The sequence below is a fragment of the Aeromonas sp. BIGb0405 genome (assembly GCF_024807335.1).
In the GTDB taxonomy this organism is placed as follows: Bacteria; Pseudomonadota; Gammaproteobacteria; order Enterobacterales; family Aeromonadaceae; genus Aeromonas; species Aeromonas rivuli.
Genome location: NZ_JANUEP010000002.1, coordinates 38,497 through 54,674, shown reverse-complemented (window position 1 = coordinate 54,674; position 16,178 = coordinate 38,497). Strand labels below are relative to the sequence as shown.

The following is a 16,178-nucleotide window of genomic DNA, read 5'->3' as shown; positions in this document are numbered from 1 at the left end:
TCACCTCACAACGACCAGCCAAACAGGCTGCGGTGATGGCCGGTATCTATCTCGGCCACGGCACTGAGTCCAGCCCTGAGCGCAGGCGCTGCACTGGCATCGTCCAAGCGGATCCTGACCGCGACCCTTTGGGTGATCTTGACCCAGTTGCCGGTCGCATTCTGGGCCGGTATCACCGAGAACTCTGAACCTGTCGCCGGGCTAAGACTCTCGACCACCCCTGTCCAGTGAGCATCCGGATAGGTATCCACACTGATGTTCACCTGCTGGCCAGGCTGGACATGAGTCAGATCCGTCTCGGTGAAGTTTGCCTCTATCCAGGGCTGATCGGTCTCTACCAGCATCATGGCGGTCATGCCCACAATGCTGTACTGGCCAGACTTGGGCAGTTGGCTGACGATGCCATTGACCGGGGCATAGATCTTGGTACGGGCCAAATCCAGTTTTGCCTTGGCCAATTCGGCGGCCGCTTCCATATAGGCGGGTTGCTGTTCGACCGGCAGATTGACGTCACCATTCAGGGAAGCCTCTATCTTCTTGAGCCCCTCTTCCAGCGCCACCTGTTGCTGCGCCGTCTGTATGGTGAGCTGACGGGCATCATCATAATTGGCGGTCGAGGTGAAGTGCCTGGCAACCAGATCTGCCTGGCGATGCTCTTCCTTCTGGGCATAAGCGTTGCGGGTATGAGCCACGGCTATCTCGGCCTGCTGACCGCGATAGCTGGTCTGCAATGCCACCAGATCGGTGCGTACCTTGGCAAGCTCAGCCTCGGCCTTGGTCACGGCGAGCTCGAAGGAGGCGGGATCCAATTCGAACATCAGATCCCCGGCCTTGACCTGGGCATTCTCCTTGACCATCACCTTGTCTACCCGGCCCAGTACCTCGGTACTGATGGGCACCTTGTCCGCCTTCACATAGGCGTTGTCGGTCTCCACATAGCGCCCGCCCAGCATATAGATGACGCCACATCCAAACAGGGCAATGAGAGGGACCACCACCAGGAGTAACAGTCGGGTACGGCGTCGGTCGGAAACCGCCACAGGGGCGGAAGTCGGATCAGTAGTCATGAGAAACACTCCGAAAAATCGAGAAGATCAGCTCTGGGAAAGGTTGTCGTGCATTGTCTTTAGCGCCTGATAGAGGGCGTTCGCCGCCTTCTCATCCAGATCGCCCATGGCACTGCGATGTACGGCGTCGCCAGCCCGCTTGATGCATTGCAGGTGAGGGACGGCCGCTTCGGTCAAAAACAGCTGATGAGCACGCCTGTCATCGGGATCCGGGCGTCGCTCGACCAGACCACTCTGGGCCAGCTGATCGAGCTGGCGAGCCAGGGTGATAGGCTGGATATCCAGCCGCTCGGCCAGCTCAACCTGACGCATCCCTTCATGCCGGGCGATATGGACCAGGGCACGGGCCTGGGCCAGGGTCAGACAACTCCCTTCCAACTGTTGCTGGAAGTGACGACGCATCAGGCGATGCACGTCGCCGATCAGGAAGCCCAGGGTGTCAGGTTGTTTCATCATAGCGAGACCAATAAATTAGTAAGCATTACTTATTATATACAATGCATGTTTAAATTCAATGCTGGCCTCCCTCTCTTGTTGCCAGCATGCTAAGGCTCTACAGCCAACAAAAGGAGAACGACGATGAAGACAAGGATGGAGCGGGACAGCCTGGGAGAGATCGCGGTACCGGCCAACCGGCTGTGGGGGGCTCAGACCCAGCGATCTCTGCACCACTTCGCCATCTCGGTGGAGCGGCAGAGTCCCGAGCTCATTCGTGCCCTGGTGCAAATCAAGAGCGCCAGCGCCCGGGTCAACCAGCGGCTGGGGCTGCTCAAGGATCGCCATGCCGAGGCGATCATTGCCGCCGCCGCCGAGGTGCTGGCGGGTCAGCATGACAATGAGTTCCCCCTGGTGGTCTGGCAGACCGGCTCTGGCACCCAGACCAACATGAACGTCAATGAGGTGCTCGCCAACCGGGCCAGCGAGCTGCTCGGTGGCATGCGCGGCGAGGAGCGTCTGGTGCATCCCAATGACGAGGTCAATCGCAGTCAATCCAGCAATGATGTCTTCCCCACAGCCATGCATCTCGCCGCCGTGACTGCCATAGTGGCGCATCTGCTGCCCGCCCTCGCCAGCTTGCGCCAGACCCTGGAGCACAAGGCCAAGGCATTTGACCATATCGTCAAGATAGGCCGCACCCACCTGCAAGATGCCACCCCCCTTACCCTGGGTCAGGAGATCTCCGGCTGGGCCGCTCAGCTCGCCCATGGAGAGCGCCATCTTCGAGCCGCCCTGCCCCATCTGTGCGAACTGGCGCTGGGCGGCACCGCGGTCGGCACTGGCCTCAATGCGCCAGCCGGTTATGCCGAGGCGGTAGCCGGGGAGCTCGCCAGCCAGACCGGCTTGCCCCTGGTCACAGCGCCGAACAAGTTCGAGGCTCTGGCGAGCTGCGATGCTCTGGTCCACGGCCATGGCGCCCTCAAGACCCTGGCCGCCAGCCTGATGAAGATCGCCAACGATGTGCGCTGGCTCGCCAGCGGCCCGCGCAGTGGCATAGGGGAGATCAACATTCCGGAGAACGAGCCCGGCTCCTCCATCATGCCGGGCAAGGTCAATCCGACCCAGTGCGAGGCGCTGACCATGGTGGCGGCGCAGGTGATGGGCAATGACGTGGCCATCAACATCGGCGGGGCCAGCGGCAACTTCGAGCTCAATGTGTTCAGGCCCATGATTGCCCACAATTTCTTGCAGAGCGTGCGCCTGCTCAGCGACGCCATGACCAGCTTCGAACATCACTGTGCCCGCGGCATAACCCCGAACCAGGCCCGCATCGACGAGCTGGTGGCCAACTCCCTGATGCTGGTCACGGCGCTGAACCCCCACATCGGTTACGACAAATCCGCCGAGATAGCGAAGAAGGCACACCATCAGGGGATCAGTCTGCGGGAAGCGGCCATCGCCTCCGGCCACCTGAGTGCCGAGCAATTCGATCTCTGGGTGGTGCCTGCCGAGATGGTGGGCCGCAAGCCATAGGCTATCTCAGCCCCCGGGAGTCAGATGCCGGTGCCTGCCCAGATGGTGGGACCAGGTAAATGGAGGCGGTTAAAAACAGAAAGGGCGCCATGGCGCCCTTTTCATTAGCAAAGCCGTCTCAGCTCTTGCTCTGACAGTTGAACATCCAGTGGGTACCGAACTTGTCCACCAGGCTGCCGAAATAGTCACCCCAGAACATCTCCTGTAACTCCATCGCTACGCTGCCGCCTTCGGCAAGGGCAGCAAACAGGCAGTCGGTCTCGGCCCGGCTGTCCGGCTCCAGATTGAGGTAACTGTTGTTGCCCTGCACCAGGGTGAACCCCATGCTGGCCGGCGCATCCGTGCCCATCAACACATGGCCGCCGAGAATGGCCAGCTCCACATGCATCACCAAGTTCCCATCTTCCGGGGAGACGGGATCCTGACCCGGGCAGCCCGGTGAATCGCTGAACCTGTGGATGGGGCCATTGAATTCGCCACCAAACACCTCCCGGTAGAAGAGGAACGCCGCCTCCGTCTCCCGGGCAAAGTTGAGATAGGTACTGACACGCGCCATGGTGAACTCCTTGTCACTGATTACGGGTTACGAGGCCAGCTATCAGCATAGAAGAGCGCGGCTCCATCGCCTCAATGGCCTCCTCTAACCGAGCGGACAGCGCCAGCCCATTGTACGGTGTCAGCCATGGCAACCTAGGCAGCATGCCCATTGGCGCAGGTCTTCCCCTGGGCTGGCATCGCCAATCAACGGATATGCCGCCTGCGGCGCCCTGTGACAGATCCTGACCCCTGGCACAAGGCCGACAAACCTCCATTTACACCCACATCATGGGTTGCACCCACACCACGATACGACTGAGAAAAGGTGCAACCATCCATTTATGCGTCCGTTGCTAACGCACATTTTTGAGACATATTTTTAACTTCATTATCTTGTCGCAACACACTGACACTGCATCGTTTTTCACCGCCAGTCCCCGCCAGCGCGCTTATCCAAACGCAACCATGTAACGGAGACATTAAAATTTCTAACTTGAAGGTTGCACCTGGTTGCGCCATCCTCATCGAAATTTAACCATACGGCAATATTCTCGCCGGCACAGATACAGGAAGTCCCATGGCTACTACCACCCTTGGCGTTAAACTCGATGAAGCCACCCGCGACCGGCTCAAGCAGGCAGCGCAGACCATCGACCGCACCCCGCACTGGTTGATCAAGCAGGCGATTTTCACCTATCTGGAGCAGCTGGAGCGTGGCCTGACCCCCACGGAACTCTCTGGTCTGGCCGCCGCCGCGGGAGAAGAGTCGGTGGAAACCCTGACCGAACAGGGTCTGCAACTGTTCCTCGAATTTGCCGAGAGCATCTTGCCGCAGTCCGTGCTGCGCGCCGCCATCACCTCCGCCTATCGCCGCCCCGAGACCGAGGCCGTGCCCATGCTGCTGGAGCAGGCCCGCCTGCCCAAAGAGAAGGCAGAGGCCACCCAGAAGCTGGCCACCAGCATCGCCGAGAAGCTGCGCAACCAGAAGGGTGCCAGCGGTCGTCAAGGGCTGGTGCAGGGTCTGCTGCAAGAGTTCTCCCTCTCCTCTCAGGAAGGGGTGGCCCTGATGTGCCTGGCCGAGGCGCTGCTGCGCATCCCCGACAAGGCGACCCGCGATGCCCTCATTCGCGACAAGATCAGCGGCGGCAACTGGAGCCAGCATCTGGGCAACAGCACCTCCTTGTTCGTCAACGCCGCCTCCTGGGGCCTGCTCATCACCGGTAAACTGGTCTCGACCCATAACGAGGCTGGCCTCAACAGCTCCCTCAAGGGGCTGATCGGCAGGGGCGGCGAGCCGCTGATCCGCAAGGGTGTGGACATGGCGATGCGCCTGATGGGGGAGCAGTTCGTCACCGGCGAGACCATAGCCGAGGCGCTGGCCAACGCGGGCAGCACAGAGAGCAAGGGTTTCCGCTACTCCTACGACATGCTGGGGGAAGCGGCCCTCACCGAGGAGGACGCCAAGCGCTATCTGGCCTCCTACGAGCAGGCTATTCACGCCATCGGCAAGGCCTCCCACGGCCGCGGCATCTATGAGGGCCCGGGCATCTCCATCAAGCTCTCCGCCCTGCATCCGCGCTACAGCCGCGCCCAGTACGATCGCGTCATGGCAGAGCTCTACCCCACCCTGCTCGGCTTGACCCAGCTCGCCAAACAGTACGACATCGGCATCAACATAGACGCCGAGGAGGCCGATCGGCTGGAGATCTCCCTCGACCTGCTGGAGAAACTCTGCTTCGACCCGAGCCTCACCGACTGGAACGGCATCGGCTTCGTCATCCAGGCCTACCAGAAGCGTTGCCCCTATGTGATCGACTATGTGATCGATCTCGCCAAGCGCAGCCGTCACCGCCTGATGATCCGGCTGGTGAAGGGCGCCTACTGGGACAGCGAGATCAAGCTGGCTCAGGTCAACGGCCTGGAGGGCTATCCGGTCTATACCCGCAAGCCCTATACCGATGTCTCCTACCTCGCCTGTGCCCGCAAGCTGCTGGCGGTGCCGGAAGCCATCTACCCGCAGTTCGCCACCCACAACGCCCACTCACTCGCCGCGATTTACCAGCTGGCGGGGCAGAACTACTACCCCGGTCAGTACGAGTTCCAGTGCCTGCACGGCATGGGTGAGCCGCTCTATGAGCAGGTGGTCGGCAAGGTTGCCGATGGCAAGCTGGGCCGCCCCTGCCGCATCTATGCGCCGGTCGGCAGCCACGAGACCCTGCTCGCCTATCTGGTGCGCCGCCTGCTGGAGAACGGGGCCAACACCTCCTTCGTCAACCGCATCGCGGACAACAACATCTCCCTCTCGGATCTGGTACAGGATCCGGTGCAGCAGATCGAACAGATGGCCGCCCGTGAAGGGGCGCTGGGTCTGCCTCATCCACGCATTCCGCTGCCCCGTGACTTGTACGGCGAAGCCCGCCCGAACTCCGCCGGTCTGGATCTCGCCAACGAACACAGACTCGGCTCTCTGTCCGCCGCCCTGCTCGCCAGCACCAATACTCGCTATCAGGCGCTGCCCATGTTGGGTAATGAACAGCCGGGCTGTGACACTGAGGCACCAACCGAGTTTCTGAATGTGCTCAACCCGGCGGATCACCGCGATGTCGTCGGTCAGGTGAGCGAAGCCACCCCCGAGCTGGTCGACAGTGCGCTTGCCTGCGCCCTGGCCAGCGGCCAGATCTGGCAATCGACCCCGCCCGCCGAGCGCGCCGCCGTGCTGGACAGAGCCGCCAGCCTGATGGAGTCCGAACTGCAACCCCTGATGGGTCTGCTGGTGCGCGAGTCCGGCAAGACCTTCAGCAACGCCATCGCCGAGGTACGCGAGGCGGTGGACTTCCTGCGCTACTACGCCGCCCAGGCCCGCAACCACTTCGCCAACGACAGCCATAGACCGCTCGGCCCCGTGGTCTGCATCAGCCCCTGGAACTTCCCGCTGGCCATCTTCGCAGGCCAGGTCTGCGCGGCGCTCGCCGCCGGCAATACGGTGCTCGCCAAACCGGCGGAGCAGACCCCGCTCATCGCCGCCCAGGCGGTGCGCATCCTGCTGGAAGCCGGCGTGCCCGCCGGCGCGGTGCAACTGCTGCCGGGCCGCGGTGAGACCGTGGGCGCCGCCCTTATCGCCGACGAGCGGGTGCGTGGCGTCATGTTCACCGGCTCCACCGAAGTGGCGGGCATCATCTCCCGCAACCTGGCCGGTCGCCTAGACGCCCAGGGTCGCACCATACCGCTCATCGCCGAGACCGGCGGTCAGAACGCCATGATCGTCGACTCCTCCGCCCTGACCGAACAGGTGGTGATGGACGTCATCTCCTCGGCGTTCGATAGCGCCGGTCAGCGCTGCTCCGCCCTGCGGGTGCTCTGCGTACAGGAAGATGTGGCGGATCGGGTGATCCGCATGCTCAAGGGCGCCATGGCCGAGTACAAGGTCGGCAACCCGGAGCACCTCTCCACCGACATAGGCCCGGTGATCGACGCCGAGGCCAAGGCCAACATCGAGCAACACATCAAGGCCATGAACGACAAGGGTCGCCGGGTGCACCAGATTGCCCGCGTCCCCTTATGTGCAGACAAGGGGGCCGATTACAGCCGCGGCACCTTCGTGCTGCCGACCCTGATCGAGCTCGACAGCCTGGACGAACTCGGCCGCGAGGTGTTCGGCCCGGTGCTGCACCTGGTGCGCTACCCCCGTGCCAAGCTCGGCGAGTTGCTCGCGCAGATCAACGACAGCGGCTACGGCCTGACCCTGGGGGTCCATACCCGGATTGACGAGACCATCGCCCAGGTGGTCAACACCGCCAAGGTGGGCAACCTCTATGTGAACCGCAACATAGTGGGCGCCGTGGTCGGGGTGCAGCCATTCGGCGGCGAGGGCCTCTCCGGCACAGGTCCCAAGGCGGGCGGTCCGCTCTATATGTACCGCTTGCTCGCCACCCGTCCGCAGGATGCGGTGGCCAGTCAGCTGCGCCAGGAGTCCGGTGCATCTCAACAGACCGAGGCGACCAAACCGGCCCTGCAGGCCCTGCGCAACTGGGCAGCCAAACAGGCTCCGGCCCTCGTCACCCTCTGCGACCAGTATGCCGAGCTGGCCCAGAGCGGCCTGACCCAGGTGCTGGTCGGCCCCACCGGTGAGCGCAACACATACAGCCTGCTGCCCCGGGAACGGGTGCTCTGTCTGGCTGCCGACGATAACGAGGCCAAGGCGGATCTACTGGCCCAGCTCGCCGCCTGTCTGGCGGTCGGAACCGAGGTGCTGTGGCAGGACAATGCCGAGCGTCGCACCCTGCTCGCCAGCCTGCCAATGGAGGTGCAACAGCGCATCCAGCTGGTCGGGGACTGGGCAAACAGCGACATCGGCTTCGATGCCCTGCTGCACCACGGCGATTCGGATCAGCTGATCGAGGTGAGCAAGCTCGCCGCCGCCCGTCCCGGCGCCATCGTCGGCGTGCACGGCCTGCACCGCGGCGAGACCGACATCCCCCTGGAGCGGCTGCTTGTCGAACACGCCCTCTCGGTCAACACCGCCGCCGCCGGTGGCAACGCCAGCCTGATGACCATAGGCTAAGCGCCCCAGACAGAGACTCAAGCCCCGCCGATGCGGGGCTTGTTCTTTCGGCCATGGGATAAACGAGCATAAAAGAAGGCCGCCCTTATCGGGGCGGCCTTCTTGTTGGTGCATCCAGCGGGGGAACTTACTTGGTTATGGCAGCGGCCGATTACGCTTCGCTAATCGACCCTACACAGATTCCATAAAGACTCGGGAGCTGAACTTGGTGATGGGCTCGTAGGGGAAAGGTCACGCCTGTCTCCGCCATTCATTGCCTTCTAAACCGAGGTCCCAGACCTACACGTACTCCATAAACACCCGGGAGGTGAGTTTGGTGATCGGCTCGTAAGGAGGAGATTGTGCCTATCTCCTCGGCCGCCATCCCCAATCAAAGGGTTAGACGTACTCCATAAAGACTCTGGACGTCAGCTTGGTGATCGGCTCGTAAGGAGAAGATTGTGCCTATCTCCTCGGCCGTCATCCCCAGTCAAAGGGTCAGACGTACTCCATAAAGACTCTGGAGGTGAGCTTGGTGATCAACTCATAAGGAATGGTGCCTATCTCCTCGGCGACTCGCTCCACCGGCAAGCCCTCGCCCCAGAGTACGGCCTCGTCGCCGGCCTGGTCGGTGGCGCCGGGGCCGAGATCCACCGTGGTCATGTCCATGGAGACGCGGCCCACCAGCGGCACTATGCGGCCATTCACCAGCACCGAGGTGCCGTTGGGCGCCATGCGTGGGTAGCCGTCGCCGTAGCCGATGGCGATGACCCCGAGCCGGGTGTCGCGCTCCGACACCCAGTTCGCGCCATAGCCCACCGGCTCACCGGCCTTGTGATCCCGCACCGCGATAAGCTGGGTCTTGAGGGTCATCACCGGCTTGAGGTCATAATCCGCCGCCACCGAATTGGGGAAGGGGGAGACGCCGTAGAGGATGACGCCGGGGCGCACCCAGTCGCAATGGGAATCGGGCCAGGCCAGGATCCCCGCCGAGTTCGCCATGGCGCGCTCGCCCTTGAGCGGCGCAGTCAGGCGGCTGAACAGATCGATCTGCTCGCGGGTGGTCGATTGTTCGAGCTCATCGGAGCGGCTGAAGTGGGTCATGATGTTGAACGGCTGCACCACGTTCTTGCACTTGGCGAGGCGCGCGATAAAGGCGGGCATCTCCTCGGCCCGCACCCCGAGCCGGTGCATGCCGGTGTCGAGCTTGAGCCAGGTCACCACCGGGGCGGGCAGCTCGGCCTGCTCCAGGGCCTCGAGTTGCTCCCAGGTGTGCACCGCCGTCTGCAGGTTGTTGGCCGCCAGCACCGGCAAGTCTGCCCGGGAGAAGAACCCCTCCAGCAGCACTATGGGTTTGACCACGGCGCAGGAGCGCAGCATCAGCGCCTCTTCGATGCGGGCCACTGCATAGGCGTCCGCGTCCACCAGGGTACGGGCGACCGGCAGCAGGCCATGGCCATAGGCGTTGGCCTTGACCACGGCGATGATCTTGCAGGAAGGGGCGTGGCGCTTGACCACGGCGAGGTTGTGGCGCAGGGCCGAGGTATCAATTTGGGCAATAGCCGCTTTCATCTGTTTTCCCTATGCGAGGGCGTGATGGCGCGTGAATGCGCCAGGCACCTTGTGGTGTCAACCCTGAGTCATCATCGTCGAAGGCCGGACCGGCATAATTGTCGAACCGGGAAAACTGGCTCTGACGGGAGCGACGAGCACCGACTCGGCCATCCCCTGTCAGGGCGAACATGGTGATACCTAAACCAATATCACCTTAGTAATCATCGTCAAACGCCGGACCTGCGTAGTTGTCGAACCGGGAGAACTGACCCTGGAAGGTGAGTCGTATACGCCCTATCGGGCCGTTACGCTGCTTGCCGATGATGATCTCGGCCACCCCCTTGTCGGGGCTGTCATCGTGATAGACCTCATCGCGGTAGATGAACATGATCAAATCCGCATCCTGCTCGATGGAGCCCGATTCCCGCAGATCCGAGTTGACCGGCCGCTTGTCGGCGCGCTGCTCCAGGCTTCGGTTGAGCTGGGAGAGCGCCACCACCGGCACTTGCAGCTCTTTTGCCAGCGCCTTGAGGGAGCGGGAGATTTCACCGATCTCCAGGGTTCGGTTGTCAGACAGCGCCGGAACCCGCATCAGCTGCAGGTAGTCGATCATGATCATGGAGAGGCCGCCGTGCTCACGGGCGATGCGCCGGGCACGGGAGCGCACGTCGGTCGGGGTCAGGCCGGAGGCGTCATCGATGTACATCTTGCCCTTCTCGAGCAGCAGCCCCATGGTGGAGGAGAGCCGCGCCCAATCCTCGTCGTCGAGCTGGCCGGTTCGCACCTTGGTCTGATCGATGCGCCCGACCGAGGCGAGCATACGCATGATGATCTGCTCGGAGGGCATCTCCAGGGAGAAAATGAGCACCGGCTTGTCGGCGGTGAGGGCCGCGTGCTCACACAGGTTCATGGCAAACGTGGTCTTGCCCATGGAGGGACGGGCCGCCACGATCACCAGATCCGAGCGCTGCAGACCGGCGGTCATCTTGTCCAGATCCCCATATCCGCTGGAGACCCCGGTCACCCCGTTGTGAGGGGTCTTGAACAGCTCCTCAATCTTGTCGACCGTCTGCTCCAGAATGAGCTTGAGCGGCTGTGGCCCCTCATTGGCGCTGGTGCGCTGCTCGGCAATCTTGAATACCTTGCTCTCGGCCAGATCCAGCAGATCGCCGGAGGTCCGACCCTGGGGCTCGTAACCCGCTTCGACTATCTCGTTGGCAACCGAGATCATCTCCCGCACCACGGCGCGCTCGCGCACGATTTCGGCGTAGGCGCTGATGTTGGCGGCGCTCGGGGTATTCTTGGCGATCTCCACCAGATAGGCAAAACCTCCCGACTCTTCCAGCTGCTCGGAGCGCTCCAGCTCCTCCTGCAGGGTGATGAGATCGATGGGGTTGCCGGTATTGGAGAGGCGCGCCATGGCCTGGAAGATCAGCCGATGGGGACGGCTGTAGAAATCCTTGTCGATCACCCGCTCGGCGACCCTGTCCCAGGCCTCGTTATCCAGCATCAGGCCGCCCAGTACGGACTGCTCTGCCTCAAAAGAGTGGGGGGGGACTTTCAGCTGTTGTGTCTTGGCGTCTTTTTTCGCCGTCACTTGCTCTGCCATACACCTAAAAAACCGCAGCGGGAAGGGGACGAGAATTTTACAAAAGAAAGCCCGCCACCGCGAGCGCTAATCTGGCCGCGTGCCGGATAAGCGACCAGGCCGCCGCGATTTGCCAAGAGATCGCCGTTCGGGCAGGCTGGTACCTTGATAAATTCGTTCATGAATAATTCATGCCGGGAGTGTTACTCCTAGTGACAAGCTGCGACACATAGCGGGACTGGCAGCTTGCCATGCGCCTTGCCACTAACGGGGCATGCCCCATCCATTGCTGAGAGTGAAAGCGTCAAAATGAAAAAAATGCTGACCTTGTTTGCCTTGATCCTGGCCGTTGGCCTGGGGGCACCCATCGCCGAAGCCAAGAAATTTGGCGGCGGTAAATCTTTTGGCAAGAGCTACAAGACGGCACCGGCCCAGCCTGCCGCCAAGCCCGTTGACAGCAAGAACCCGACAGTGGGCGCCCAAGGGGCTCCCAAGAAGAGCGGCATGATGGGCGGCCTGCTCGGCGGCCTGCTGGCCGGTGGCCTGTTTGCAGCCCTGCTCGGTGGCGGTGCCTTCGAAGGCCTGCAAGGCATGGACATGTTGCTGATAGCGGCTCTGGCCCTCGGCGCCTTCTTCCTGATCCGTGCCCTGCGCCGCAGCAAGGCGGCCCAGATGCCACAGCAGCAGCGAACGGCCTATGCCGGAGCAGGTTATCAGCCCCAGGCACCACAGCAGTTCGAGCAGAGCAGCAGCGCCCCCCAGGCGACCGGCTTTGCCGACAGCGATGTGCCTTTCCGTCTGCCGCCGGGCTTTGACATGAACGGTTTCCTGTCCGGTGCCCGCGATCACTACCGCACCCTGCAAGAGGCCTGGAACCAGAACGATCTGGAGAAGATGCGTGAATATCTGAGCCCGGAGTTGTTCGAACAGCTCATCACAGAGCGTGCCGAACTGACCGGTGAGCAGCATACCGAAGTGATGTATGTGGACACCCAGCTGGTCCGCGCCGACCACGGCAGCGACTGGGCTCAGGTCAGCGTGCGCTTCAGCGGCCGCTACATGGACCGCCAGGAGCAGGTTGAGGAAGATATCAAAGAGGTATGGCACCTGGAGCGCAACCTGGCCAAGGCCGGTGCCCCCTGGCATATCACTGGTATCGAACAGCTCTGATTCCTGCTTTGTTTGTTGAAAAAGCGACCTTATGGTCGCTTTTATCATTTGTAGAATGTGAAATGCACTAGTCTATCCCTCTCCCCCTCAGTAAACTCAGCGGCCATTTTCCACCAAGGTCAGGCTATGCCCCTCTCTTTCATGCGCAGCAACAAGCCTCGCCTGCTGAACAGCCTGTTGTCTCTCCTGTTGGTCGCACTCACCGCACTCACCGCGCTTTATTGGCAAACCCGATCCGACCTGCGTCAACAGGCTCACAACGCAGCTCTTGATGCCGTGGAACAGATCGATCAGGTATTGGAAGACAGTAAAGAAATAACCATGCAGGCCACTCCCCTGGCGGGCAGCGCCTGCACGACGGCCGCGCGAGAACTTCGCATGCTGGCCGCCTCCTCTCCCTATATTCGCGCCATCAATCTCACTCGCAATGGCCACCTTTATTGCTCTTCTATTTTCGAAGAGGTCGATGTGCCTGAACACAGGGACAGCTACATAGGGGGTCAGTTGCGCCTGCTACCCAGCTCGCCCCTGGGCCGCCATTCTCAACTTTTTCTCTATCATCTGGATCTCGGCGGTACAGGTGTCCAGGTCGCCATCGACCCTTATAACCTGTTCCGCAATCTAGACTGGACTCTTACTGGTCCCCAGACCTTGATCGAGGTCGGCGATCGCTGGATTGGCACCCATGGCGTCATACATCTGGAGCCGCCGCCGCCGCTGATGGGGGATAACGTCCAGCTCGACTCCACTCTTTATCCCTATAGCGTGCGGTTCGGGTTCAGCCAGGCGCAGCTCCATCAATATCTGCTCGAACAGCAAAGGCCCGCCCTGCTGCTCTGCCTGGTGCTGGCACTCATGACGGGGCTCAGCGTCTACCGCTGGTGGTGGCACATATCCACCCCGACCCAGGAGCTCAGACGCGCCCTAGGCAACGGGGAGTTCATCCCCTATCTGCAACCCATCATAGATAGCCAGAGCAAGGCCATCCGTGGCTGCGAGGTACTGATGCGCTGGCAGCACAGGCATCAGGGGCTGATCCGCCCGGATCTCTTCATTCCCCTGGCCGAGGAGAGCGGCCTTATCGTCCCCATGACCCGCAGCCTGATGCAGCAGGTGAGCCAGGCACTTGCCCCTAAGGTTCACCTCCTTCCCCCTGACTTTTACTTCGGCTTCAACATCTGCGCCCGCCACTGCCAGGATCTCAGCCTGCTCGATGATTGCAGGGCCTTCCTGGCCGCCTTCAAGCGCCGAGACTTGGTACTGGTACTGGAGTTGACCGAGCGTGAGCTCATCACCCCCACCCTCATCACCGAGCAGCTGTTTGGCGCCCTCCATGAGTTAGGGGTCAAGATAGCGCTGGATGACTTTGGCACAGGCAATTCAAGCCTGAGTTATCTGCAAAAATTCCAGATAGACCTGCTCAAGATCGACAAGAGCTTCGTCGACATGATCGGTACAGACGCGCTCTCTCACCACATACTCGACAACACCATCAATCTGGCGACCCGCCTCGGTCTGGATACGGTTGCCGAAGGGGTCGAGACCCAGGAGCAGGCCGACTTTCTGCGCCAGCGTCAGGTTCACTTCCAGCAGGGTTACCTCTACGCCAAACCCCAGCCCCAGCAGCAGTTCCTGCTGCAGCTGAGCAAGCCGCCTCCATCGGCTGTCGCCCCGGACGAAACGGAGTTGCTGACCCCCTCCTTCGACTAAGGCCCGGCGCCATCTCATTTCGTGGTGGGGACCCAGCACTGCACCGGCTTGCAGAGCGACTGACGCCCAGATAAGAAAAGAGCCCGAATGGGCTCTTTTTCATGGCACTGGCGACAGGGGTCAGCTCACTGGGCCAACCCTGCCTCGCTACAGGATAAAGGTCGACACCTGTTTGCTCAGATCCGTGGCCCGACCCTTGAGGCCATGGGCTTGATCCAGATCGCGCATGGCGGAGGCGGTGATCTCGTCACTCACATCCTTGATGGCCGTGGTGTTCTGGGTGATTTCGCCAGTCACCTGAGTCTGCTCCTCGGCGGCGGTGGCGATCTGGCCCGCCATGTCGGAGATGAGGGAGACCGCCTGGGTGATCTCCTCCAGGGCGGCGGCGGCGGCATCGGCATCCTGCACGCTGTTGTCCGCCAGCCCCTGACTGGTCTGCATCAGGCTCACCGCACGGGCCGTGGTCTTTTGCAGGGTCTCGATGGTGGACTGGATCTCCTGGGTGGAGTCTTGGGTGCGGCGGGACAACACCCGCACCTCGTCCGCCACCACGGCGAAACCGCGACCCTGCTCACCGGCACGGGCCGCTTCGATGGCGGCATTGAGCGCCAGCAGGTTGGTCTGCTCGGCAATGCCCTGGATGGTGGAGAGAATGCCGGAGATGGCCTGAGCGTGGCGGCTCAGCTCGCCAATCACTTCGGTCGCCTGCCCCACTTCACTGGCCAGGCTGTTGATGGATTGACGGGTCTGGTTCACGAGCTGCTTGCCCTGTTCACTGCTCTGGGCCGACTGCTGGGCCGCAGAGGCGGTGTTCTCGGCGTTGCCGGCGATCTCCATGGTGGCGCTCGCCATCTCGGTGACGGCGGTGGCGACCATGGTCACCTCCTGCTGTTGACGCTGCAGCTCTTCCACGGCGGCCTGGCTGGTCACCAGACTGCGCTCGGCGTCGGCATTCAGCTCATGGGCCAGATTGCGGATATGGCCGATCAGCTGATGCTGGCTGCCGACGAAGCGGTTGAAGCTGTTGGCCAGCTGACCCACCTCATCATTGGCATCTATCTTGATGCGCTGGGTCAGATCGCCATTACCGTCGGCGATGCGGGCCAGGGCCTGGGAGACCTTGGCCAGGGGGCCAAGCAGCAGACTGACCAGCCAGGAGATGGCGAGGATGCTGCCCACCAGCACCACCAGCGCCATGGCGAGCTGGGTCATCAGCAAGGAGGAGAGCGGCGCCTCCAGGGTGGCCTTGTCCAGCACCAGCACCAGCTCCCAATCGGTATCGGGCACGTCCACCGCCAGCAGCAACTTGTCGCGCCCCTCGTTATCGAAGTAGGCAGGCACCAGGCTCTGGCTCGACTTGCTCTGATCGATCAGGGCATTGGTCAAGTCGTTGTCGATCTCGGTGGCCGGCTTCATCGCCTTGGCGGCATCCTTGTAGGCGATGACGGTGCCGTCCTTGTGCATCATGATGGCAAAACCGTCTGCCGGCAGGGTCATCTTGGTGACGTCATCGACCAGCGCGGCGATGGAGAGATCGCCGCCTACCACGCCGCCCTGGGCGGGTTGTGCCAGGGTGACCACCAGAATGTTGTAAGCCACGTCCAGATAAGGCTTGGTGACGATGAGGCCGCCCTTGCTCATGGCCTCCTGATACCAGCCACGGGAGCGAGGGTCATAGCCGTCGCGGTTGATGGAGGGATCCGAGTCATTCATCTTGCCATTGCCCTCACCAAAATAGGTGAGCTGGAAACGGCCGGAGACCTGGGCCTGCTGCAGGGCATTGAGGGGCTCGCTGCTTGCCTTGTTGCCCAGTGCCTGGATCACGTCGCGGCGGGCACTCAGCCAGTCGCTGACACTCTGTGCTTGCTGGTTACCCAAGCGCTGCACCTGTTCCTGACTGCCTTGCAGCAACAGGGACTTCTGGCTGGTATAGCTCTGCCAGGAGAGCAGCAGGATCACCAGGGAGAGAGCGATCACCACAGATAACAGTATCTTCTGCTTGAGTGAGAGGTTTTTCATCATGTGTGCTTCTTATGTCAGG

General features: G+C 62.0%; 11 protein-coding genes. 4 read left to right on the top strand and 7 right to left on the bottom strand.

Features of this window, described 5'->3' with window-relative positions; genetic code table 11:
- Positions 1–5: 5 nt before the first annotated feature.
- On the bottom strand, positions 6–1,067 hold the full coding sequence (locus M2366_RS05015) for an HlyD family secretion protein (RefSeq protein ID WP_259269127.1): 1,062 nt from the start codon (positions 1,065–1,067) through the stop codon (positions 6–8).
- Between the two features lie 27 nt (positions 1,068–1,094).
- Positions 1,095–1,523 carry a MarR family winged helix-turn-helix transcriptional regulator gene (locus M2366_RS05010; RefSeq protein ID WP_042040938.1) on the bottom strand — a complete coding sequence of 143 codons (429 nt, stop codon included), beginning with the start codon at positions 1,521–1,523 and terminating at the stop codon, positions 1,095–1,097.
- 123 nt (positions 1,524–1,646) lie between these two features.
- Between M2366_RS05010 and fumC the strand changes: the two genes are divergently transcribed.
- A complete protein-coding gene (fumC, locus tag M2366_RS05005; RefSeq protein WP_259269126.1) occupies positions 1,647–3,038 on the top strand; it encodes a class II fumarate hydratase in 1,392 nt (463 codons plus the stop codon).
- Between the two features lie 118 nt (positions 3,039–3,156).
- Here the strand turns inward: fumC and M2366_RS05000 are convergent, their stop codons facing one another.
- Positions 3,157–3,594 (bottom strand): VOC family protein, encoded by a 438-nt coding sequence (locus M2366_RS05000; RefSeq protein ID WP_259269125.1) that lies wholly within the window; start codon positions 3,592–3,594, stop codon positions 3,157–3,159.
- A 558-nt stretch (positions 3,595–4,152) separates the two neighbouring features.
- Between M2366_RS05000 and putA the strand changes: the two genes are divergently transcribed.
- Positions 4,153–8,136, top strand: a complete 3,984-nt coding sequence (gene putA, locus M2366_RS04995; RefSeq protein ID WP_259269124.1) for a trifunctional transcriptional regulator/proline dehydrogenase/L-glutamate gamma-semialdehyde dehydrogenase — start codon at positions 4,153–4,155, stop codon at positions 8,134–8,136.
- A 477-nt stretch (positions 8,137–8,613) separates the two neighbouring features.
- Here the strand turns inward: putA and alr are convergent, their stop codons facing one another.
- The 3 genes from alr to M2366_RS04980 all read right to left on the bottom strand — a co-directional run bounded on the left by alr (position 8,614) and on the right by M2366_RS04980 (position 11,439).
- Positions 8,614–9,687, bottom strand: coding sequence for an alanine racemase (alr, locus tag M2366_RS04990; protein WP_259269123.1), 1,074 nt, complete (start codon positions 9,685–9,687; stop codon positions 8,614–8,616).
- Positions 9,688–9,883: 196 nt separating this feature from the next.
- Complete coding sequence (dnaB, locus tag M2366_RS04985) at positions 9,884–11,278, bottom strand: replicative DNA helicase (protein ID WP_042040943.1); 1,395 nt, start codon at positions 11,276–11,278, stop codon at positions 9,884–9,886.
- Positions 11,263–11,439, bottom strand: a complete 177-nt coding sequence (locus tag M2366_RS04980; protein WP_224431162.1) for a hypothetical protein — start codon at positions 11,437–11,439, stop codon at positions 11,263–11,265. The genes dnaB and M2366_RS04980 overlap by 16 nt, the downstream gene beginning before the upstream one ends.
- Before the next feature lie 127 nt (positions 11,440–11,566).
- Between M2366_RS04980 and M2366_RS04975 the strand changes: the two genes are divergently transcribed.
- Together M2366_RS04975 and M2366_RS04970 are read left to right on the top strand one after the other, a co-directional pair.
- Positions 11,567–12,427, top strand: a complete 861-nt coding sequence (locus M2366_RS04975; protein ID WP_042040944.1) for a Tim44 domain-containing protein — start codon at positions 11,567–11,569, stop codon at positions 12,425–12,427.
- Between the two features lie 126 nt (positions 12,428–12,553).
- Entirely contained in the window at positions 12,554–14,137 is a 1,584-nt protein-coding gene (locus M2366_RS04970) for a cyclic diguanylate phosphodiesterase (RefSeq protein ID WP_259269122.1), read from the top strand.
- Positions 14,138–14,284: 147 nt separating this feature from the next.
- Here M2366_RS04970 and M2366_RS04965 read toward each other — a convergent pair whose 3' ends face one another.
- On the bottom strand, positions 14,285–16,156 hold the full coding sequence (locus M2366_RS04965) for a methyl-accepting chemotaxis protein (RefSeq protein ID WP_042041018.1): 1,872 nt from the start codon (positions 16,154–16,156) through the stop codon (positions 14,285–14,287).
- Between the last annotated feature and the right edge of the window lie 22 nt (positions 16,157–16,178).